22 protein-coding genes are annotated in these 21,019 nt (G+C 64.0%); 9 read left to right on the top strand and 13 right to left on the bottom strand.

What is annotated here, in order from left to right; genetic code table 11:
* Window positions 1-250: 250 nt before the first annotated feature.
* From B5V03_RS21540 to B5V03_RS21530, 3 genes are all read right to left on the bottom strand, one after another.
* Window positions 251-1,243 (bottom strand): dienelactone hydrolase family protein, encoded by a 993-nt coding sequence (locus B5V03_RS21540; RefSeq protein WP_129272387.1) that lies wholly within the window; start codon window positions 1,241-1,243, stop codon window positions 251-253.
* 178 nt (window positions 1,244-1,421) lie between these two features.
* Window positions 1,422-2,015: a hypothetical protein gene (locus B5V03_RS21535; protein ID WP_164988178.1), complete on the bottom strand. Its 594-nt coding sequence runs from the start codon at window positions 2,013-2,015 to the stop codon at window positions 1,422-1,424.
* A 131-nt stretch (window positions 2,016-2,146) separates the two neighbouring features.
* A complete protein-coding gene (locus B5V03_RS21530; RefSeq protein WP_129272385.1) occupies window positions 2,147-2,551 on the bottom strand; it encodes a DUF4260 domain-containing protein in 405 nt (134 codons plus the stop codon).
* A 149-nt stretch (window positions 2,552-2,700) separates the two neighbouring features.
* Here B5V03_RS21530 and B5V03_RS21525 point away from each other — a divergent pair, with 149 nt between their 5' ends.
* The 3 genes from B5V03_RS21525 (at window position 2,701) to B5V03_RS21515 (ending at window position 5,180) form a co-directional block, all read left to right on the top strand.
* Window positions 2,701-4,233, top strand: a complete 1,533-nt coding sequence (locus B5V03_RS21525; RefSeq protein WP_129272384.1) for an acyl-CoA carboxylase subunit beta — start codon at window positions 2,701-2,703, stop codon at window positions 4,231-4,233.
* Window positions 4,234-4,345: 112 nt separating this feature from the next.
* A complete protein-coding gene (locus tag B5V03_RS21520; RefSeq protein WP_129272383.1) occupies window positions 4,346-4,828 on the top strand; it encodes a hypothetical protein in 483 nt (160 codons plus the stop codon).
* A gap of 4 nt (window positions 4,829-4,832) precedes the next feature.
* The gene (locus B5V03_RS21515) at window positions 4,833-5,180 is read left to right on the top strand and encodes a hypothetical protein (RefSeq protein ID WP_129272382.1); all 348 of its coding nucleotides are present in this window, start codon (window positions 4,833-4,835) and stop codon (window positions 5,178-5,180) included.
* 9 nt (window positions 5,181-5,189) lie between these two features.
* Here the strand turns inward: B5V03_RS21515 and B5V03_RS41560 are convergent, their stop codons facing one another.
* The 5 genes from B5V03_RS41560 to B5V03_RS21495 all read right to left on the bottom strand — a co-directional run bounded on the left by B5V03_RS41560 (window position 5,190) and on the right by B5V03_RS21495 (window position 9,839).
* The gene (locus tag B5V03_RS41560) at window positions 5,190-5,342 is read right to left on the bottom strand and encodes a hypothetical protein (protein ID WP_164988177.1); all 153 of its coding nucleotides are present in this window, start codon (window positions 5,340-5,342) and stop codon (window positions 5,190-5,192) included.
* 91 nt (window positions 5,343-5,433) lie between these two features.
* The gene (locus B5V03_RS21510) at window positions 5,434-6,087 is read right to left on the bottom strand and encodes a glutathione S-transferase family protein (protein WP_129272381.1); all 654 of its coding nucleotides are present in this window, start codon (window positions 6,085-6,087) and stop codon (window positions 5,434-5,436) included.
* Window positions 6,088-6,211: 124 nt separating this feature from the next.
* Window positions 6,212-7,033: a DUF2182 domain-containing protein gene (locus tag B5V03_RS21505; RefSeq protein WP_129272380.1), complete on the bottom strand. Its 822-nt coding sequence runs from the start codon at window positions 7,031-7,033 to the stop codon at window positions 6,212-6,214.
* Between the two features lie 51 nt (window positions 7,034-7,084).
* Window positions 7,085-7,741, bottom strand: coding sequence for a DUF1326 domain-containing protein (locus B5V03_RS21500; RefSeq protein ID WP_129272379.1), 657 nt, complete (start codon window positions 7,739-7,741; stop codon window positions 7,085-7,087).
* A gap of 136 nt (window positions 7,742-7,877) precedes the next feature.
* On the bottom strand, window positions 7,878-9,839 hold the full coding sequence (locus B5V03_RS21495; protein ID WP_129272378.1) for an alpha/beta hydrolase domain-containing protein: 1,962 nt from the start codon (window positions 9,837-9,839) through the stop codon (window positions 7,878-7,880).
* Between the two features lie 386 nt (window positions 9,840-10,225).
* Between B5V03_RS21495 and B5V03_RS21485 the strand changes: the two genes are divergently transcribed.
* Window positions 10,226-10,507, top strand: coding sequence for a twin-arginine translocation signal domain-containing protein (locus B5V03_RS21485; RefSeq protein WP_129272377.1), 282 nt, complete (start codon window positions 10,226-10,228; stop codon window positions 10,505-10,507).
* 147 nt (window positions 10,508-10,654) lie between these two features.
* On the opposite strand, the gene B5V03_RS21480 is transcribed toward B5V03_RS21485, so the two are convergent.
* The 3 genes from B5V03_RS21480 to B5V03_RS21470 form a co-directional block, all read right to left on the bottom strand.
* A complete protein-coding gene (locus tag B5V03_RS21480; RefSeq protein ID WP_129272376.1) occupies window positions 10,655-10,891 on the bottom strand; it encodes a GCG_CRPN prefix-to-repeats domain-containing protein in 237 nt (78 codons plus the stop codon).
* Between the two features lie 221 nt (window positions 10,892-11,112).
* Window positions 11,113-12,120 carry an alpha/beta fold hydrolase gene (locus B5V03_RS21475; protein WP_129272375.1) on the bottom strand — a complete coding sequence of 336 codons (1,008 nt, stop codon included), beginning with the start codon at window positions 12,118-12,120 and terminating at the stop codon, window positions 11,113-11,115.
* Between the two features lie 179 nt (window positions 12,121-12,299).
* Window positions 12,300-12,998 (bottom strand): ArsR family transcriptional regulator, encoded by a 699-nt coding sequence (locus B5V03_RS21470; protein ID WP_164988176.1) that lies wholly within the window; start codon window positions 12,996-12,998, stop codon window positions 12,300-12,302.
* Window positions 12,999-13,165: 167 nt separating this feature from the next.
* Here B5V03_RS21470 and B5V03_RS21465 point away from each other — a divergent pair, with 167 nt between their 5' ends.
* The 3 genes from B5V03_RS21465 to B5V03_RS21455 are packed head-to-tail and all read left to right on the top strand — an operon-like array spanning window position 13,166 to window position 14,713.
* Window positions 13,166-13,474: an NIPSNAP family protein gene (locus tag B5V03_RS21465; RefSeq protein ID WP_129272373.1), complete on the top strand. Its 309-nt coding sequence runs from the start codon at window positions 13,166-13,168 to the stop codon at window positions 13,472-13,474.
* A 27-nt stretch (window positions 13,475-13,501) separates the two neighbouring features.
* Window positions 13,502-13,852 carry an antibiotic biosynthesis monooxygenase family protein gene (locus B5V03_RS21460; RefSeq protein WP_129272372.1) on the top strand — a complete coding sequence of 117 codons (351 nt, stop codon included), beginning with the start codon at window positions 13,502-13,504 and terminating at the stop codon, window positions 13,850-13,852.
* Between the two features lie 51 nt (window positions 13,853-13,903).
* The gene (locus B5V03_RS21455) at window positions 13,904-14,713 is read left to right on the top strand and encodes an isocitrate lyase/PEP mutase family protein (RefSeq protein ID WP_129272371.1); all 810 of its coding nucleotides are present in this window, start codon (window positions 13,904-13,906) and stop codon (window positions 14,711-14,713) included.
* 74 nt (window positions 14,714-14,787) lie between these two features.
* Here the strand turns inward: B5V03_RS21455 and B5V03_RS21450 are convergent, their stop codons facing one another.
* Window positions 14,788-15,183, bottom strand: coding sequence for a hypothetical protein (locus B5V03_RS21450; RefSeq protein WP_129272370.1), 396 nt, complete (start codon window positions 15,181-15,183; stop codon window positions 14,788-14,790).
* Window positions 15,184-15,349: 166 nt separating this feature from the next.
* Here B5V03_RS21450 and B5V03_RS21445 point away from each other — a divergent pair, with 166 nt between their 5' ends.
* A complete protein-coding gene (locus B5V03_RS21445; protein ID WP_129272369.1) occupies window positions 15,350-15,994 on the top strand; it encodes a trimeric intracellular cation channel family protein in 645 nt (214 codons plus the stop codon).
* Window positions 15,995-15,998: 4 nt separating this feature from the next.
* Here B5V03_RS21445 and B5V03_RS21440 read toward each other — a convergent pair whose 3' ends face one another.
* Window positions 15,999-17,207 carry a c-type cytochrome gene (locus B5V03_RS21440; protein WP_129272368.1) on the bottom strand — a complete coding sequence of 403 codons (1,209 nt, stop codon included), beginning with the start codon at window positions 17,205-17,207 and terminating at the stop codon, window positions 15,999-16,001.
* Window positions 17,208-17,487: 280 nt separating this feature from the next.
* On the opposite strand from B5V03_RS21440, the gene B5V03_RS21435 reads away from it, so the two are divergent.
* Window positions 17,488-20,994 carry an indolepyruvate ferredoxin oxidoreductase family protein gene (locus B5V03_RS21435; protein ID WP_129272367.1) on the top strand — a complete coding sequence of 1,169 codons (3,507 nt, stop codon included), beginning with the start codon at window positions 17,488-17,490 and terminating at the stop codon, window positions 20,992-20,994.
* The last annotated feature ends 25 nt before the right edge of the window (window positions 20,995-21,019 follow it).

Raw genomic sequence — 21,019 nt, 5'->3', positions numbered from 1 at the left:
TCGAGTTGCACTCCCGTATACCCACAAATTAAGCTCCTCCCGAACAACCAAAAAAAAAGGGTGGGTGGTAAACGAACCACGCAACGCCTCTTTGGTGTTGGCGCAAGCCGGGTGAGCCGTAGGGACGCGCCCTCCCGACCTGTCATGGCGAGGAGCCCTTGCGACGAAGCAATCCAGACTTGCTCCGCGGCGCGATTCTGGATTGCTTCGGTGCGCGCGCAATGACGGAGTGTATGGCGGCGCGCGGCTTCTATCCCAGCTTGAACAGCGCCTGCAAAAATTCCACCACTGCATTGCGCGACTCGGCCGCCGTGGTGGGATTGCCGCCGACATGCGGGTTCAGCTCGACGCAGGCATCCTTGTAGGTGAAGGGCGCGTTGGTCTCGCCGTTCATCAACACGCCGCCGTCGCCTTCCTTGATGTTGCAGTTGCGCACGGTCTGCGCGCTGGTGGACACCGTAACGGTGTTGACGCCGAGCAGGCCGCTGTCAAAGCCGTGCGCACTCTCGGGGTATTCGGTCAGCACGACGTCGCGCCCGGCGGCCTTGAGCCGCTCGACGAACGCCTTGCAGCTCTTCACGGGATTGTAGTCGTCGGGCGCGCCGTGGAAGATGCGGATCGGGCGCGCGGCGACCTCTGCGTCGCCAACGTACGTCGTCGAGCAATCCGGATAGAACGGGATGTAGGCGGCGAACTGGACGCCGGATTTATTCCAGAGCTTGTTGAAGCGTTCGAGGCTGGCATAGAGCGTCGCCTGTCCGCCGCGCGAAAAGCCCATCAGCACCATGCGATCAGGATCGACGCGCGGATGTTTCGCCAGAATCTCCAGCGAGCGGTAGATGTCGACGATCAGATTGAGCCGGCCTAGCAGCGCCTGGTTCGGTCCGACCACCGTCAGGCCGCGGCCGGTAAAGCCGTCGATCACGAAGGTGGAGATGCCCATGGCGTTGAACGCGTGCACCCAGGCTTCCATGGTGGCACCGACGCCGCTGGAGCCGTGCATTAGCACCACGACGGGAAGTTTGCCTGTGCCTTGGGCAACGCGGAATTCGCCGGCGACCGTTACGGGCTTGGCGGCGGCGGCATCGCCGCTGAGGAATTGCTGGTCCGACAAAGTGAGCGAGGGGATCGGATAGATCTCGGCGCGGGTGGCGACCTCCTTGGGAAGGGCTTGAGCATTGGCGAGCATGATGGAAGCGCAGAGCGCAGTAAGTGCTGCAATGACGCGAAATGCCGTCGGCATCGGATGCTCCCTTTTGATTTTCAGAGAGTAGAACAACGGACCCGCGCGCTGTCAATTTCGTGCCGTCTGCCTCCACGGCGGTCATGGCCGGGCTTGTCCCGGCCATCCCCGGACTTTCTTCAACGGTGGCAAAGAACGTGGATGCCCGGGACAAGCCCGGGCATGACGACTCGGAGCCTCAGGCGGTGTCCGTCTTCTTCACCGTCAGGGCCTGGTCGATCGCAAAGCCGCCGATCTCGCTCATCGCCTGCGAGATCACGTCGCCCTTGCGGGCAAATCCGGCGGAGAGGACATCGAACTGGGTGCGCGCCAGCCGCAGCACCTCGATCGGCACCGAGACCACGGTCTCGTTGAAACTCTCGACGGAGGCGCGCAAGCTGTCGAGCTCGGTGGTAAGCTTGCCGATATGGCTCTCCGCATGCTGCATCAGGCCGAGCAGTTTGTTGCGTTCGGTATCGAACGCCGCGCGCTCGGCGGCGGCCGCCGCGGTGACCTCGGCAAGCTGCGTCCGCAGCGCCTCGATCTGGCCGACCATGGCATCGGAGGCGAGCTCGGCGGCCTCGCGCAGCTCGACATGGCGCGTGCTCTCTTCTTGCGTCTGGTGATAGAGCCGCTCGGCCGTCATCGCCCGCTGTGCCAGCGACTCGATCAGACCGGCGGCGCGCAGCAGCATCTCGCCGTTCCGCCCCGACACCATGCTGGCCATGCGCCGCAGGAAGTCGACGGTTTCGGACGATGGCTTCGGCGGCAGTGGGACGACCGTCGCGGACATGAGGTGATGCTTGAGCCAGGGCATAATGACAGCCGCCGTACCGACTGGGCTCACGCAACATTCGGCGCCTGATCGCAAGCCCGAGCAAGCCTGAATCGGCTGGCCGGGTCAACTGGCTGGCGCGGCAAATATCAGGCGTCCTTCTGCCGCCCGATCCGGCCGAGATGGGTGAAGCCGAATCCGGCCGAATATTTCAACCCGTAGCCCAGCGCCCGGTCGAAGCCGATATGGGCGAGCCAGATCATGGCGATGGACAGGGTGAGGGGGGAGGCGAGACCAAAACCCAGCGTCAGCAGCGCCACCGGCGCCATGTAGCTGTGCGCGGCGTTGTAGATCAATGCGCCGAATCTGGCGTCGGCGAGGTAGGCCAGGAAGCTCAGATCGGGCACGAAGAACAGCAGGGCGAACACCAGCCAGGAGCCCTCCCAGCATGCGTAGAGCATCACCATCCCTGCGAACAGGGTCAGGCCCTCCAGCCGCAGCAGGATCTTGACGCCGCCTGTTGCGGAGCCTGTCTCGGCCGATCCTTGGTCCATCGTCGCCTCCCGGGCAAAACTTTGTAATTCCTTGCGCTTTCACGCTGCGGCAAGGCAGCCCTGCGGCGCCGAAAGCGGCTTCCCGGCCCGCAAAATGCCGTGTTAGAACCCCCGCCAATCGCATTTAGGCTAAGAACTGGCGGGAGCAAATGAAGAATATTCTGGACGCCCTTGAAGACCGTCGTGCCGGCGCAAAGCTCGGCGGCGGGGAGAAGCGCATCGAGGCGCAGCACGCCCGCGGCAAGCTGACCGCGCGCGAGCGCATCGAGCTCTTGCTCGACAAGGGATCGTTCGAGGAGTTCGACATGTTCGTCGAGCACCGCTCCACCGAGTTCGGCATGGAGAAGAACAAGGTGCCCGGCGACGGCGTCGTCACCGGCTGGGGCACCGTCAACGGCCGCAAGACGTTTGTGTTTGCCAAGGACTTTACCGTGTTCGGCGGCTCGCTGTCCGAGACCCACGCGCTGAAGATCACAAAACTCCAGGACATGGCGATGAAGGCGCGGGCGCCCATCATCGGCCTCTATGATGCTGGCGGCGCCCGCATCCAGGAGGGCGTCGCCGCGCTCGCCGGCTATTCCTACGTGTTTCGCCGCAATGTGCTCGCCTCCGGCGTGATCCCGCAGATCTCCGTCATCATGGGCCCCTGCGCCGGCGGCGACGTCTATTCCCCTGCGATGACCGACTTCATCTTCATGGTGAAGAACACCAGCTACATGTTCGTCACCGGCCCCGACGTGGTCAAGACCGTCACCAACGAGGTCGTCACCGCCGAAGAACTCGGCGGCGCCTCGGTGCACGCCACGCGCTCCTCGATCGCGGACGGCGCCTTCGAGAACGACGTCGAGACGCTGTTGCAGATGCGGCGCCTGATCGATTTCCTGCCGTCCAACAACACCGACGGCGTGCCGGAATGGCCGAGTTTTGACGACATCGGCCGGGTCGACATGTCCTTGGACACGCTGATCCCCGATAATCCGAACAAGCCCTACGACATGAAGGAGCTGATCCTGAAGGTCGTGGACGAGGGCGATTTCTTCGAGATCGCGGATTTGTTTGCGAAGAACATCGTCACCGGCTTCGGCCGCATCGCCGGCCGCACCGTCGGCTTCGTCGCCAACCAGCCGATGGTGCTGGCCGGCGTGCTCGACTCTGACGCCTCACGCAAGGCCGCGCGTTTCGTCCGCTTCTGCGATGCCTTCAACATCCCGATCGTCACCTTCGTCGACGTGCCGGGCTTCCTGCCGGGCACCGCGCAGGAATACGGCGGCCTGATCAAGCACGGCGCAAAGCTCTTGTTCGCCTACTCGCAGTGCACCGTGCCGCTGGTGACTATCATCACCCGAAAAGCCTATGGCGGCGCCTTCGACGTCATGGCCTCCAAGGAGATCGGCGCCGACATGAACTACGCCTGGCCGACCGCCCAGATCGCCGTGATGGGCGCCAAGGGCGCGGTCGAGATCATCTTCCGCGCAGACATCGGCGACCCCGACAAGATCGCGGCGCGCACCAGGGAATACGAAGACCGTTTCCTGTCGCCCTTCATCGCCGCCGAGCGCGGCTACATCGACGACGTCATCATGCCGCACTCGACCCGCAAGCGCATCGCGCGGGCGCTGGCGATGCTGAAGGACAAGAAGGTGGAAATGCCGGCGAAGAAGCACGACAATTTGCCGTTGTGAGGGATGCGTAGCCCGGAGGGAGCGTAGCGAAATCCGGGTTTTCGTTTCCGTTCCGCAAGTCGTCGCGTTCATGCTACTCGACCAGTCTCTCTAGCAGTGCATCGTTGTCGGAATGTCCCGTCCCGCGAGCTTGTTCATCAGAATCCCGCTGTTGCTCGCAATGATACTCGCGACGGGCATTCCTCGCGCTGAGGCCGCGGAGCTGTGGGACTTCATCAGAGTTGGAAAGAGCTTCGCGTCAGGGCCGAAATGGGTGCCGAAGGGTGGAAAGGGGGAGGTCGCGTTTCGCGGAAGCAAAATCGAGCTTCGCGTTTTTGACGCAGCCGATTCAGGAGAGGCGGCGCCGGATCAATTGGGGCGCGAGACGATCAGGATCGTCGGCACGCTTGGATCTGACCGGACCATTCAAGCGACCTGCACGTTCCTGGAGACTGATGCAAATCCGCTCAAGATAACCGGTCGATACATCTCTCGTGACGAAGTCCAGACATGGGGCGACAAACGAAAGATCGTCACCCAGTCGGAGATCGTATTCCCGCATCCACCCAATTTTGAGTTCTTTGGATTTCTCAGGCAGTTTGCTCGGGACGAGTGAAGCGATGACCGAAGACGATCCGACCGACGAAATCTCCGATATCGAAGATCGGATCGAGCGGCTCGCCGAAATCGCCGAGCGATGCCGGAAGTACATTCTGGCATCCAAGATCGCGATCGGCGGCGGTGGCGCGCTGCTGTTGTTCACGATCCTCGGGCTGTTTGGGGCAGGTCTGACCGCCGCGCTGGGATCGATCGCCCTGGTGCTGGGCGGGATCGTGTCGCTCGGTTCGAACATCAGCACGTTGCAGCAAACTGAGGCCGCTATTGGCGCTGCGGAGGCGCGCCGCGCGGCGTTGATTGGAACGTTTGACCTGCGCGTGGTTGCCGATACGCCGATGAAGCTGGTGTGACGCGCTTCCTTACGCGGCGGTCCTGCGCGACAGGACCTGCAACTCCCCGCGGCATTCGGCTGCGAAGGTTTGAAGCCGCTCCACGGTTTGCTGGTCGAGGATCGCCTTCGCCAGTCGCTCGACGCGGGCAAGCTGATCCTTGAGATATTCGATGCGGGCCATGTGTCACCTTCGCCGGATTAATCTGAAGGAAATTGCTTCGTTCCGATGGCAGTGATCTTACGGCGAACCCCGCTCGATTGTGTGCGGCAGGTCACGCCCCGCGCGCTTTATCCGCCGCAGCGAAATGCGCCATCTGGTCTGCCCGGGCTTTTGCGAAGGCCGGGCGGCCGGTGGCGCGCGCGACATAGGCGCGGCAGGCTGGACTGACCGCCAGCCCGTCGAAGCCATCGACGACGCGCAGCACGTCCGACATCAGGATGTCGGCGACGGAGAAGGAGCCCGCCAGCCACTCGCGGGCAGCCAGCACCGTCTCCATGTGCTTGAGGCGAAGCTTGAGGAAGTCGTCGACGAATTTCCAGGCCGGCGTGTCGGTCGGATGTCCCATGAATTTCGACATCGTCCAGGGCAGGCTCGCCATCTCCACCGAATTGAGTGCCGCGAACACCCATTCCGTCGCCTCAGCGCGGCCGCGCGGATCCGGCGGCATCAGCTTTGCGCTGTGCCCGCCCAGATGCAGCAGGATCGCGCCGCTCTCGAAGATCGAGAGGTCGCCGTCGGTCAGCCACGGCACCTGGCCGAACGGCTGGTGCGCGAAATGCGCGGCTCCGCGATCGCCGAACGGCACGCTCGCGACGCGATAGGGCAGGGCGGCTTCTTCGAGCGCCCAGCGCACGCGAAGGTCGCGCACGAAGCCGCGCGGCGGCTCGGGAACCCATTCGAAGGTGGTGAGCGTGAGGTCGGGCATGCGGCGTCTCCGTGCTGTCTTGGCATAGGACGGATGTGAGGCGTGCGTCCCGACATGGTCGCAGGTTATTTTCGTCGTCGGGTCGATCGCGGTCGAGTTCCGGCGATCGGCCGAGCTGCGCCGGTCACCGCAGCGACGACACCAGGAGCCACGCGCCGGCCATCGCACAGGCAACGCCGGCCGCACGCGCGATCCATCGTCCGACCGGCGTCAGCTTCTCCAGCAGCACGAGCAGTGCCAGCAGCGCGATCCAGAGCACGTTCATCACGCCGCCGACGAAAAGGATCGCCATCAGGAGCCAGCAGCAGCCGACACAATAGCCTCCGTGCCGAAGCCCCAGCAGAAGGCAGCCACGCGGATGGTCGCGAAAGCCGCCATGGCGAATCAGGAACAGAAGCGGTGACTGGCATTGGACGAGACAGACGTCCTTGAGCGGCGTCCATTGATAGATGCCGGCTGCGATCAGCACGACTGCGCCGAGCAGGTTGCTGGCGAGCGTCATCCGGGAGTCCAGCAGGGCCGCCCGCTCGACCAGCCATTGCAGAAAGGTTGCGACAAGCGAAAAGCCGCTCCAGGCGAGGAGATAACCGGCTGCAAACCAGCCCGTCGCCGCGAATGGCTTGCCTTGCGCCTTTGCCTGTCGAGCCACGCGGGCGTACATGAGGATCATGGGTGCTGCCGATGGCGCCATCATTCCGACCATCATCACCGCCCACATCAGGAACACGTAGGCGAACTCGATCGCCCGCCACGGCTCGTCGGCCGGCAGCATGATTCCGATCCCCGCCGGAATCATGCGGAATCCGGTCATGTCCATGCCGCCCATGTCCATGTCGCGGGCGAGCCAGAGCACATAGCCCCATGCCAGCGCGACGATGATTCCGATCGCGCCGCCGACGATCCAGCGGTCGCGCCGCAGCACGGTTTCGAGGGCGCTGTCGGTCATTTGCGAAGCGTGTTGCCGGCCTTCTCGCAAGCCGTCACGTCAGAAGCGCCATCAAGCCTGGTTCGACCACTGGATCGGCGCATAGAGGCCGTTCTTGCCCGAATTATCCCAGCGCATGCCATGATCGCTGAAAATATTGCCGGGGGCGCCGACCGCCATCACCATTCTGTCGGGGCTCACGGGATGGCCGATGTTCGCCCACATTTCCCCGCTCGGATGCATGGTCGGCAACGGATCGACGGACATGTGCAGAATGCCAGGGATTTCCGCGGATCGCGTCTTGCCGTCGATCCGGAATGTGATCGGGACTTTGCTCACCCCGAGGTTCTTGCTGATCAGCGGCGCGAACGCGGCCATGGGACCACCGGCCGTGCCGCCGAAGATCGCCGCCAGCGCCTCGGTCTGCCGATCGTCCGCGCGCTGATCGACATAGGTGGCCTGCGACCAGTCTCCGTCGGCCATGATGCCCGGCGCGTGGAGAATGACCAGAACGTTGAGTCCATCGAGCGCAGTGTCACCGTAGCGGCCACTCGCGATGTGGAAGATCAGCGGCACGTTGCAGAAGCCCTCGGTCGGTCGCGCCGTCAGCGGGGCACCCGCCGATACGAGGCACGGACACACGATGTTGCAGCTGCAATTTTCGAAATAGTCACCGACAAGGTGCCATGAGATTTGAGACGAGACCTGAGATGAGACTTCGTCCACCATCGCTGCCTCCCGCCAGGCCGAACCCGGCAGATCGCCTTCGAACGCGCTACCTGCGGTGGAAGGCTACGCCGCGTACACAGGAACCGCAAGGCAATGCATCGATCAAGCTGATGTGATGCGCCGGCTGGCGCGCGTGTCAATACGGCCCGAGCTTTTCCAAAGTGCGTTGCTTTGCGGCCTCGATCGCGCGTTCCGCATCCTCCGGCAACAGCAATCTCTCCGCCACCTGCCGCGCCGCCTCGCGCTTCACCGCCGCCACATACGCCCCATCATCCGCATATCGCTCCGCGATCGACAGCCTGGGATCATGCACTTCCTTGCGCGCGGCCTCCGTCGGCGCGAATGGCACGACTGCGCCTTGCAATGGATAGAGCGCCGTCGAGCCAAATCCCAGCGCGCGCGGATTCCATGCGGTGTAGGTCGCGCGCGGCACGGCCAGCGCAAGCTGGCGGACACCAGCGATGGCCATGCCGCCATCGTCCGCCTTCGGCACGAACACGGGATAGCGGCCGATCTCCTTCGGCGGCAGCACACTCTGGTCGGAGAAGGCGGCGAGCGTGTGGATGCCGGCATAGGGCAGGCCGGGGATATCCGTCGGCACCGCGCCTTGCGCCGGCACAAGCGTGCCGTGGGCCCGCATGGGGACGCGGCTGGCAGGCGGTTTGATGCCGTCGCTGATCCAGGCGTTGAGGTCGGTGAGCAGCGCACGCATCGGCATGCCCGCATGCATCGGGTTCTGCGGCAGCGACATCGCGGGCACGCCCTTGCGCATGGTGTCGGCGGCTTCGGCGAAATGCGGCGTGCCAGAAATCATGTAGGCGCGGACGTTGTCGGGGAGGTCGAGGTGGTTGCCGGCGAGGTCGGTGACGAGCAGCGAGGCGTGCGAGGCCCACCATTCATGCTCGCTGTCGGTCTGCATCACCTTCGGGCAGGTGGCCGAGAGCGAGCAGCGGTGCAAGAGGCCGTCGGTCTTGCCGGAATAGGGATCGCTGAGACTCGCGTAGGTGAAGGGGAAGAGGTCGGCCTGCCACGCCGGATCCTGGAGATGGCGCGGGTTGCGGCCGGGTTGGCCGAAGCGGACATTGGTCGCCATCCGCCGCGTGCCCGCGACATGCGGCATCAGGCCGTCGAACACCGTGCGTCCCGACAAATCCTCGTTGAAACCGAGATAGAGGAAGTCGCGCAGGAAGCGGCCGGATTGCGAGACACCAAAACCGATGGTGCGGCTGACGGACGGATGCAGGCCGTTCAGCAGCGGATTCGCTTGTGTCTCGTCGTGGCGGAGGAAGCTGACGATTTCGCGCACGGCGGCATAGCCCATGCCGAGCGGCACAGGATCGCGCGCGGTGTAGGTGATCTCGTAGAGCGCGCCGGCGTCAAAGTTTTCGGGGCGGGTGATCTCCACCGTCGCGGGATCGACCAGCTTTGCCGAGAGGCCCGGCGGCGTCTGCCGCGGATCGGCCCAGGCGGCGCGCACGGTGATATTGAGATTGGCAGCATCGGCCGCTGGCCATGTGAGCGTCGCGCGTGCGGGATTGGTCGTGTTGTCGAAGACGAATTCTTCGCGCGCTGGCCCAGCGATGGTCTTGATCACCGGTGCGGTCAGCGCGAGTTGTCCGGGCTTGGAGGGGATGTCGCCCTGCCAGCCGACCCAGACCATCGTAAAACCCTGACGGTGCAGGAAGCCGATGCCGGCATCCTCGGCCTTGTCGGCATTGTTGGCGCCGGGCTGGGCGGAATCGTCGAACAATTGCGGCGCCAGCTTGCGGCCGCGATTGGGCACCTCCAGCAACAGCGTGCCGTTGCCGTGCGTGGGATCGATGGGCCTGAGGATCACGACATCGGCGACGGCCTCGACCTTGCCGTTGGTATTGCGCGGCGCGAGCGCGAGATCGGTGATGACGGCATTGCGGTCGTCGGCCGGGTTCAGCGCAAAAGTCGCGCGGGCGGTGATGCGCTCATAGGGGCCAACAGTGCCGAAGCTGCGCCCGGCGAAGGCGGGCTCGCGCGCGAGGATGTCGAAGCGGACGATTTCGGCCGGCGAGGCGGCCGGCCACAGGCTGGCAATCGCAACGAGACCCGTGATGATCCTGCGCATGGCCATTCCTTCCCTTATTGGCGCGGCGGTTTTGTCCGTCGTGCGGGCTTTTTGTTGATGCCACTATAACCGTCAATGCTGCGGCCGAACAACAGGAGGAAACACATGCCCGCTGCACCAGGCTATGTATCAGTTCGATGACGAGGCCAAGCTGGCCGCGATGCTGAAGGGTTGATGCGCTCAAGCAGCTCGTTGCCGATTTCAACCGCGGCTGGCCCGAGGTGAAGCGCTCGCGCGAGACGCTGGTGCTGACGCAGGAGTTTGGGAAGTAGGAACGAATCCTGTCACCGTTGCAATGAATCTGAACGCGCGATTCAGCCGCAGTTCATGTCGCGCGCCCGACACTTGTTCCGCATCATGCAACGCTCGCCTGAGAGGAAGATGTCATGGAACGCCGCAATTTTCTGAAGCTCGCATTCGGTGCCGCCGCGGGGGCCGCCGCGTTCGCGACCGCCGCACAGGCCGCGCCGCTGTCGCCGCAGCCGCTCGGCGGTACCGCCCGCATGCCGGAAGGCAATCCGGATGCTCATCCCGCCGTCACCACCAGCGAGGAAGCCGCGCAACTCAAGCCCGAGCAGGTGCATTGGCGCGGTCGTGGTCATCACTGGGGCTGGCGCCACCGCCATTGGGGCTGGCGCCGCCGCCGTTGGCATCGTCACCACTGGTAAGCTTCGCGCAAGCCAGGTTTTGAACGGGGATCGCGATTGCGGTCCCCGTTTTGATTCCAGCCTGGCTGGTGCGACGTCAGGCGCGCAAAAAGAAAGTGGCCGCGCAGCTTTCGCCGCGCGGCCACTTCGCAATGCGAAAAGACGAGATCAGAACGGGCGGCAGCGGCCGGCGTACCAGCGGAAGCCATAGGGGCACCCGCGCGGACGCACGACCACGACCGGAGCAGGTCGGACCACGACAACGGGACCACGGGCGGCCATGGGACGGCAGCCACCATAGGGGCCGCGGGCCCAGCCGGGGCCGCAGCCCTGCATGGCGCTGGCGGACTCGCTGAAACCGACGGCCGCGCTGGCGAGCATGACGGCGGCGAACAGATATTTCATTTGGTCTTCCTTCTCGTCCTTGGGGCAGGTTCTTGGGGGGCAGGTTCTTGAGGGCAAGTTCTTGAGGAGCAGGGCGCTCGCGGCGCACAATGAATCAAAAGACACGATTCGACATGTTAAATTTTGCAACACATCGACACGTCGCGATCCAAATCTGCCAATCAAGACCTGAATGCGGCATGAATGGTCTCCGCATGCGGCTTCGCGCGACAGCAGTGGCGCTAGCGGCCGAGGAAGCCCAGCACCAACTCCTTGTACTTCTCCGGCGCCTCCAGGAAAACGAGATGGCCGGTGTCCGGGATCACCTCGGCCCGCGCATTCGGCATCTTCGCGGCAAGCGCTTTTGCCAGCTCGGCGTTCTGCCCCATTTTCGCGCGCAGCGCTTCCGGCGCCAATGGGCGGCCCGGCGCATTGTGGTCGTCGGCGCCCATGATGAACAGTGTCGGCTCGGTGATCAGGGGAATCTCATGCGCAACCGGCTCGCGGTAGAGCATCTGGCCCGAGCTGACATAAGCGCGCAGCCAGCGTGGATAATCCGGGCTGTTCTTGATGTTGAAGCGGGCGTCGATGAACGGCGCGATCTGATCCGGCGGCAGCTTGATCGCATAGTTGGTCTGGAGCTGCTTGCGATAGCCGTCCGCGGTGAGCTTGTCCTCGGATTCGATGATCTTCTCGGTCGGCGTCGGCGGCACGTAGAGGCGGTAGTCTTCGAGACCAATCGGGGTTGTCAGAACAAGGTGGGCGACGCGGTCCGGATAGGCACGCGCAATGCGCACGCCCAGCATGCCGCCGAGCGAATGCGCCACGACCTCTGCTTTATCGATCTTGAGATGGTCGAGCAGTGCGACGGTGTTGCGCGCCAGCGTGTCGAAATGCAATTCGCCCTGCGGCTTGGAGGATTTGCCAAAACCGATCTGGTCCGGCACCACGACGCGGTAACCCGCCTCGCTCAGCATCTTGATCACGGGCGCCCAGTAGCTCGACGGAAAATTGCGCCCGTGCAGCAGCACCACGGTGCGGCCGTTCGGCTGCTGAGGCGCGACGTCCATATAGGCCATGCTGAGCTGCTCACCGTCATTGACGACGGGCAGCAAGTGCACGGGATAAGGATAGGCAAAGCCTTCGAGCGCAATGCCATAGGGCTCGCGGGGAGCGGTGTCGGCGGCGTGGGATGCAAGCGGGATAGCAAGGAGGGCGCCAGCGAGCGCGGCCGAGAAGATGCGGTTCATAGGGATGCTCTGGGTGGAAGTGAGGTCAGAGACACAATCACCGTCATGCCCGGGCTTGTCCCGGGCATCCACGTGATGCGGCGTGAACTGGACTAAAGGCGTGGTTGGCCGGGTCAAGCCCGGCCATGACGACGGTGAGAGTTCACACGCAAATGTGCGATTTCACGCGGCCTGCCTGATCAGTCTTTCCCATTCCCGAACAGCGTCGCAAATTGCTTCTCGCCGGTGCGGGTAAAGTTCACCACACGGCTGCCGGGCGTGGCGTCGCGCGCGGCCCATTTCAGCTCGTTGAAGCGCTGCATCATGGCAGCGCCCAAGGTGCCGGCGAGGTGATGGCGCCGCTCGCTCCAGTCGAGGCAGGCCTTGCATACCGGGCGGCGCGGATGGGCCAGCATCTCGGGCGAGATCTGCAAATGCTTGGCAAGAAAACGCTCGCCCTCGGCGGTCAGCTCGATCTCCTGCTTCTTCTGCCTGACCAGGTTCCGGTCGCGCATGGTGTCGAGCATCTGCACGCCGAGATCGCCGGCGAGATGGTCGTAGCAGATCCGCGCGCGCCGCAGCGCCGGATCCTTCGGACCCGTGCGCACGCGCATATGGCCGGTGCGTGCGGCGAGGCCCGCAAGTCCTTCGAGCACGCCGGCGACGTCGTCGTCCGTGAGGCGGTAGTAGCGGTGCCGGCCCTGCTTCTCCAGCTCGACCAGCCCGCCGGCCTCGAGCTTGGAGAGATGCGAGCTCGCGGTCTGCGGCGTGATGCCGGCCTCCTGCGCCAGCTCGCTCGCGGTGAGCGCGCGGCCGTTCATCAGCGCCGTGAGCATGTTGGCGCGGGCGGGATCGCCAACCAGCGCGGCGACCATGGCGATGTCAGGACCTGATTTCATGCTTCGATGGTAGCCGAAGCATTGTGGTCGGGCAAGCCAGTAATCTCTCAACACGTCGTCATTGCGAGGAGCGAAGCGACGAAGCAATCCAGACTGTCCCCGCGGAGGGATTCCTGGATTGCTTCGCTGCGCTCGCAATGACGGTGTGGGAACAGAGGAGAACTTGCATGTCCGTCACCGTCTTCATCCGCTACCAGCTCGATCCGTTCAAGCGCGCGCAGTTCGAGGAGTATTCAAAACGCTGGCTCACCATCATCCCGAAATGCGGCGGCGACCTGATCGGCTATTTCATGCCGCACGAAGGCACCAACAACATCGCCTTCGCGCTGATCACCTTCGAGAGTCTGGCGGCCTACGAGTCCTATCGCGCCCGGCTGCGGCAGGATGCGGAGGGCATGGCCAACTTCCATTTCGCCGAGGAGAGCAAATTCATCCTCGCGGAAGAGCGCACGTTTTTGCGCAAGGTGGTATTGTAGCCACGACATCGTTAGCAGGAGACGCCTATGATTGCCGTGATTTTCGAAGTCTGGCCCAAGCCGGAACATCGCCAGGACTATTTCGACCTCGCGGCCGATCTGAAGCCGATCCTGCAAACCATCGATGGCTTCATCTCGGTCGAGCGTTTTGAAAGCCTGACCGAGAAGGGTAAGATCCTGTCGGTGTCGTTCTGGCGGGACGAGGCCGCCGTGCAAGCCTGGCGCAATACGATGGAGCATCGCCGCACCCAGGCCAAGAGCAGGGCAAAGATCTTCGCCGATTATCATCTGCGCATCGCCAGCGTCGTCAGGGACTATAGCATGAATGATCGCGAGCAGGCGCCGAAGGACAGCCGCGCCGTGCACGATGCGCACTAGCAAGCGCGACAAGGCGCGCCTATGTCTGCGCGGCCAACAAGGGAGAGAAACATGCATGTGACAACCGCTGACAAGCGCGCGGCGTTCAAGAAGATGCACGAGAGCGGCTGCTTCATCCTGCCCAATCCGGTCGATGTCGGCAGCGCCAAGGCGTTGCAGCATCTCGGTTTCAAGGCGCTGGCCTCATCCAGCGCGGGCTTTGCCTGGACCATCGGCAAGGCCGACAACCACGTCACCGTCGAGGATGTCTGTCAGCATCTGGCAGCATTGAGCTCGTCCGTCGACATCCCCGTGAACGCGGATTTCGAGGGCGGTTTCGCGGTCGAGCCCGACAAGGTCGCCGACAATGTCGAGCGCTGTGTGCGCACTGGCGTCGCGGGCCTGTCGATCGAGGACTCCGCCGGCGACAAGGACAAGCCGATCTACGAGCGCGCGCTCGCGGTCGAGCGCATCAAGGCTTCGCGCAAGGCGATCGGCGACAGCAACACGATGCTGGTCGGCCGTTGCGAGGCTTATCTCTGGGGCGTCACCGATCTCAAGCTCGTCATCGACCGGCTCACCGCCTACGCCGATGCCGGCGCCGACTGCCTCTACGCGCCGGGCCTGAAGACCCGCGAGGACATCGCCGCGGTGGTGAAGGCTGTCGCACCAAAACCGTTCAACCTGCTGATCGGTGGCTCCGGCCTGTCGCTCAGGGAAGCCGAGGATCTCGGCGTGCGCCGCATCAGCGTCGGCGGCTCGCTCGCCCGTGCCGCTTGGGGTGGTTTTATGCGCGCGGCAAAGGAGATGGCGGAGAAGGGCACCTTCACCGAGCTCGGCAGCGGCTATCCCGGCGGCGAGCTCAACAAGATGTTCAGCTAGGCGAACAGTCAGCCAGGCAAACGAAAAGCGGCGGGATGTTGTGTCCCGCCGCTCTCACATGTCATTGCAAACTGTTACTTCGCACCCTCAGACGGGGCCGCCGGATCAGGCGCGGCCGGCTTGCTCGGCGCGGCACCCGTGGTCACGCCCGGCTCGGTGTTGCGCGGCGTCACGTCGCGCATGCCGGGAGGTGCGGCCGGATTGGTCACAGGCGCCTGCTGGGCGGTCTGCGTCGTCGGTGCGTTGCTCGCCTGGTTGCCCGTGCTGCTGTTGTTCAGGCCGTAGAACACGGCGCCCAGCACCAGGGCGACAGCTACGGCAAACAAAGCGACCTTGCCGCTGGAGGCGGGACCTTCGCCGAGTTCGGGATCGGCCTGGAGGTTCGCATCCTGGCGCCGCGCCATGCGAAGATATTCTTCGTCGGTGAGGTTCGGGCGATACGGATCGTTGGGAAAACGGTCGTCAGCCATCGATTGGGTCTCCTCGTTTATTGCGGCCTGACAACCCGTAGATGCGAGATTCTGTTCCGCCCACTTTATGCTTTCGTCGCATGTTGCTCCCGCCCCGGGAATCGGGAACCTGTTCATCGGGGAACCCGGGACGTAAGTTCCATCACAGGGAGGAGGGAACAAGGCGATGTGGAGCCTGCCACCGACCGATAGCGTGTTGCATTTCCTGTCTCTGATCGCCGTCGCCGCGCAAGGCATGAGCGCCGCGCTCGCCGCCGGCCGGCGCAGCATGGACTGGCTAGGGGTCTGCTTCCTCGGCTGCATTACCGCGCTCGGCGGCGGCACGCTGCGCGATCTCTTTCTCGGCCACTATCCGCTGGCCTGGGTGCAGAGCCCGATCTATCTCGCGCTGGCCGGCGGCGCGGCCTTCCTCACCATTCTGACCACCCGGCTTGTGCACCGCTTGAGGCTCGCCTTCATCGTGCTCGATGCCATCGGCCTCGTCGTCTTCACCATGGCCGGCTGCGACATCGCCTGGCAGATGGACGCCACGCTGCCGATCGTCATCGTCTCTGGCATGGTCACGGGCTGCGCCGGCGGTGTGTTGCGCGACGTGCTCTGCAACGACGTGCCGCTGCTGTTTCGCTCCGAGCTCTACGCCAGCGTCTCAGTGGTGACGGGGCTGTTCTATGCCACAGCCTTCGGCTTCAATCTCAATGCCGAGCTCTGGACCATCTTGACCTTCATCCTCGGCATCAGCTTCCGCCTGCTCGCGGTGCGCTACAAATGGGAGATGCCGAAATTCGTGTTCATGGGGGATGAGGAGAAGTAGGCGATCAATCCTGCTTCCGCGCCTTCGCCACCTGCGACGGCGTCACCAGCGGCCCCGCATTGCCCCAGGAGTTACGCATGTAGTTCGTCACCGCCGCGATCTCGTCGTCGGACAATTGTTTTGCGTAACCCGGCATCTCGCCGGTGTTGGGCGCGCGCGGCGTCGTCACGGTGTGGGCGCCGTCGAGGATGATGCGCAAGGTCGAGGACGGATTGACCGATTGCAGCAGCGCATTGCCGGGCAGTGGCGGATAGATGCGCGGGGCGCCGGAGCCATCGGCCTCGTGGCAGGCGATGCAGAGTTTTGCATAGACCGCCTGGCCGGCTTTCATCTCGGCCTCGTCGGGCGGCGTGACGATGGTCTCGCGCCGCGACGGCGGCAGGCTCTTCAGGTAGGTCGCGATCGCGCGCACATCGGCATCGCTCATCTTCGAGGTCGAGTTGACGATCACCTCCGCCATCAGCCCGCCGGCGTGGCTTTTGGCGTTGCGGCCGCTTTGTAGATATTCGGTGATGTCCTCGGCGCTCCATGATTTGAGCCCGGTGCGCGCGGCGCCATCGAGCCGTGGGGCATACCAGCCGCCGACCTCGCTGCCTGACAGCGCCTGAGCGGTCTTGTCCGCGCCAAAATAGTTCTTCGGGGTATGGCAGGCGCCGCAATGGCCGAGCCCGGTGACGAGGTAGCCGCCCCTGTTCCACGCCGCGCTCTGGCTCTGGTCCGGCTCGAACAGGCCGGGCTTGAAGAACATGGCGTTCCAGACCCGCATCAGGCCGCGATAACCAAACGGCCAGCGCAGCTCCGGCGGCTTGTTGCGGCTTACGACGGGTGCGAGCGTGCCGAGATAGGCCCGGATCGCCAGCGTGTCGTCCTTGGTCATCCTGGTGAAGTAGGGGTAGGGGAAGGCCGGATAATAGTTCGAGCCGTCTGGCGCGACGCCTGTGCGCACCGCACGGGTGAAATCGGCATCCGTCCAGGCGCCGATCCCGGTGCCGCTATCCGGCGTCAGGTTCGGCGCGTAGATCGCGCCAAAGGGCGTGTCGATGCGCTTGCCGCCCGCGAACGGCTTTGCCGGATCGGCGGTGTGGCAGCCCGCGCAGTCGCCGGCCTCGACCAGCGTCTTGCCATAGGCGATCAGCTCCGGCGGAGGCTCGGCAGCGAGGGCCGTGCTTGCAACGGCACTGCACAACGCGAGACCAGCCAGAATCGTCCGCATCCTGAGGCCTCCTGCGACCAATTCTCCCCATCGCGCATGAGACATGCGTCGATTCATTTCGCGACGGCGGGGGTATGGTGACACAAATTGAAAATGCGTGATGCCTTTGCAGCCACGAAATTGCGATTTTTACCCGGCGCTCGCTTTGGCCCAGATTTGTGATGCGCGGCGTTAAATATCCGACATAGAGTGGCGGAATTGGTCGGCGCGCCCTAGCTAAAAACAACGGGCAGGCAACGGCTTAGGCAGCCAAGCTCAAAAAAGGGCGGAAGAGGACATAATGGGTATCAACCAGGGTCCGATCAGTCTCGATCAAAAATACACGCAAAGTACCGGCCATATTTTCACGACCGGCATTCAGGCGCTGGTCCGCCTGCCCATGGCCCAGATCCGCCGAGACCGTGCCGCGGGGCTGAACACCGCAGGCTTCATCTCCGGCTACCGCGGCTCGCCGCTCGGCGGCTACGACCAGCAGCTCTTCGCCGCCCGGAAACATCTCGAACAGTACAACATCAAGTTTCAGCCCGGCGTGAACGAGGACCTTGCGGCGACCGCAGTCTGGGGCTCGCAGCAGCTCAACCTCTCGCCCGGCGCCAAATACGACGGTGTGGTCGGCATCTGGTACGGCAAAGGACCGGGCGTCGACCGCTGCGGCGACGTGTTCCGCCACGGCAATGCCGCGGGTTCCGCCAAGAACGGCGGCGTCTTGTGTCTGGCCGGCGACGACCACGGCGCGAAATCCTCCACCGTCCCGCATCAGTCCGACCACGCCTTCATGTCGGCGCTGATGCCGTATCTCTATCCCTCGAGCATCCACGAGATGATCGAGATGGGCCTGCTCGGCATCGCGATGTCGCGCTATTCCGGATGCTGGGTCGGCATGAAGGTGATCACGGAGACGGTGGAGACCACCGCCGAGATCGACCTCACCGACGAGATGACGCCGTTCGTGATCCCCGCCGATTTCGAGATGCCCGAGGGTGGCCTCAATCTGCGCTGGCCCGACGACCGCTTTGCCCAGGACCGCCGCCTGCAGGACTACAAGGGCTTTGCCGCCATTGCCTTCGCGCGCGCCAACAAGGTCAACCGCATCACCATGGATTCGCCGAACGCCCGCTACGGCATCATGGCGTCCGGGAAGAGCTACGAGGATATAAGGCAGGCGCTGCGCGAGCTCGGTATCACGCCCGAGGTCGCCGCCAAGATCGGACTTCGATTGTACAAGATCGGCATGCCCTGGCCGCTGGAGCCGGAAGGCGTCAGGCAATTCGCCGTAGGCCTCGAGGAAATCTTCATCATCGAAGAGCGCCGCGAGATCGTCGAGAATCAGGTGAAGCAGGAACTGTTCAACTGGCGCGACGATGTCCGTCCCCGCATCATCGGAAAGATGGACGATCACGACAAGCGCTTCCTCCCCTTCGCCGAAGAGCTCAGCGTCGCCTCACTGGCCAGTTCGCTCACCGAGCGCCTGCTTCGACTTGATCTCAATCCGGAAATCGCAGCCATGCTGCGCGCCAAGGCCGACTGGTTCAACGGCCGGCAGGCCTCGCAAATGCAGGCGACCGCGCCTGTCTCCCGCACTCCGTATTTCTGCTCCGGCTGCCCGCACAACACCTCGACCAAGGTGCCCGAAGGGAGCCGCGCCTTTGCCGGCATCGGCTGCCACTTCATGGCGCTGTGGATGGATCGCTCCACCGAGACCTTTACGCATATGGGCGGCGAGGGCGTGCCGTGGGTCGGCGTTGCCCCCTTTACCAAGGAAGAGCACGTGTTCGCCAATCTCGGCGACGGCACGTATTTCCACTCCGGCAGCCTTGCGATCCGCCAGGCGATCGCCTCCGGCGCCAACATCACCTACAAGATCCTCTATAACGACGCGACCGCGATGACCGGCGGCCAGCATGTCGACGGCGAATTGTCGCCGCAGCAGATCACCTTCCAGCTCCACAGCGAAGGCATCCGCGAGATCTATCTGGTTTCCGAAAATCCCGACGCCTATCCGGCGAGCGAGATTGCGCCCGGCGTCAAGACCGCGCATCGGGACGAACTCGACACGGTTCAGAAGACGCTACGCAAAGTGAAGGGCGCATCCGCGATCGTCTTCGTGCAGACCTGCGCTGCCGAAAAGCGCCGCCGCCGCAAGCGCGGCACGCTGGAGGATCCCGCGCGCCGTGTACTGATCAACCCCGCGGTATGTGAAGGCTGCGGCGATTGCTCCGTGCAATCGAACTGCATTTCGGTCGAGCCGCTGGAGACGGCGATGGGGCGCAAGCGCGCCATTAACCAGTCGACCTGCAACAAGGACTATTCCTGCGTCAAAGGCTTCTGCCCGTCCTTCGTCACCATCGACGGTGGCAAGATGCGCAAGCGCGCGCCGGCAAATCTTGGCGAAAATAGCGTCGGTGATATTGGCGATCTGCCGGAGCCGGCGTCGCGGCCGACGCTGGAGCGGCCTTACAACGTCGCGGTCGGTGGGGTCGGCGGCACCGGCGTGCTGACGATCGGCGCGCTGCTCGGCATGGCCGCCCATATCGAGGGCAAGGCCAGCATGATCCTCGACATGTCCGGTCTCGCGCAAAAGGGCGGCGCGGTGCTGAGCCACGTTCGGCTTTCCGAGCACACCGCCGATGTCACCTGCTCGCGCATCGTCACCGGCACGGCCGATCTCGTGCTCGCCGCCGATGAGGTGGTCGCCGTTGCCAAGGACACGATCTCGCTCTGCGACACCAGCCGCACTCACGGTATCATCAACAGCCACGTCATCCCCACCGCCGATTTCGTCCTCAACCGCGACTTCAACTTCCAGACCCGTAAGCTGAGCGGCCTCCTGGAAACGGCGCTGCACAAGGACTCGGTGTTCTTCGACTTCACCAAGCCGGCCGAGCAGCTGCTTGGCGACAGCATCGCCACCAACATGATGATGATGGGCTATGCTTATCAGAAGGGGCTCTTGCCCTTGTCGGCGGCAGCGATCGAGCAGGCGATCGAGGTCAACGGCGTCTCGATCAAGATGAACAAGGAAGCCTTCCGCCTCGGTCGCCTCGCGGTCGCCGAGCCCGCACGTCTTGCCGATATGCTGAAGGGCACAGACGAAGTTGTCGCGCCGAAGACGCTGGACGCCATGACATTCGACGAGGTCGTCGAGCATCGCGCCAAGCATCTGACCGCTTATCAAAACAGCCGCCTTGCCAAACGCTATCGCAAGCTGGTCGACCAGGTCAGCAACGCCGCGAAGCAGGGCGGTTATGACGATGCGCTGCCGCGCGCGGTCGCGGTGAACTACGCCAAACTGCTGGCCTACAAGGACGAATACGAAGTCGCGCGCCTGTTCACCGATGGTGCTTTCGAGCAGCAGCTGCGCGACCAGTTCGAGGGCGACTTCAAGTTCAGTTTCAATCTGGCACCGCCGATCCTCGGCGGCGGCGTCGATGCGCTGGGACGCCCGAAGAAGCGTGCCTTCGGCCCATGGATGCTGAAGGCGTTCCGCGTGCTGGCAAAGTTCAAGTTCCTGCGCGGCACCCCGCTCGACATTTTCGGCGGCAGTGCCGACCGCAAGCTCGAGCGCGATCTGATCACGGGCTACGAGAAGGACGTCGCCACCGTGCTGGGCCTGCTGTCGCCCGTCACTGTCGACACCGCCGTGGAATTGCTGTCGCTGCCCGACCGCATCCGCGGCTACGGCCCGGTCAAGGAGAAGGCTGTGGCGGATGCGAAGGTGCGTTACGCCCAGCTCGCCGCCGACCTCGCGAGCCCGCCGACGGCACCGAGGCAGATCGCGGCGGAGTAGGTGCCGTAGGGTGGGCAAAGGCGCA

Origin of the sequence: Bradyrhizobium betae (assembly GCF_004123905.1) — a bacterium.
Lineage (GTDB): Bacteria > Pseudomonadota > Alphaproteobacteria > Rhizobiales > Xanthobacteraceae > Bradyrhizobium > Bradyrhizobium betae_A.
Note: the sequence above shows the minus strand (reverse complement) of the source record. Positions and strands in the feature narration are given on the sequence as shown.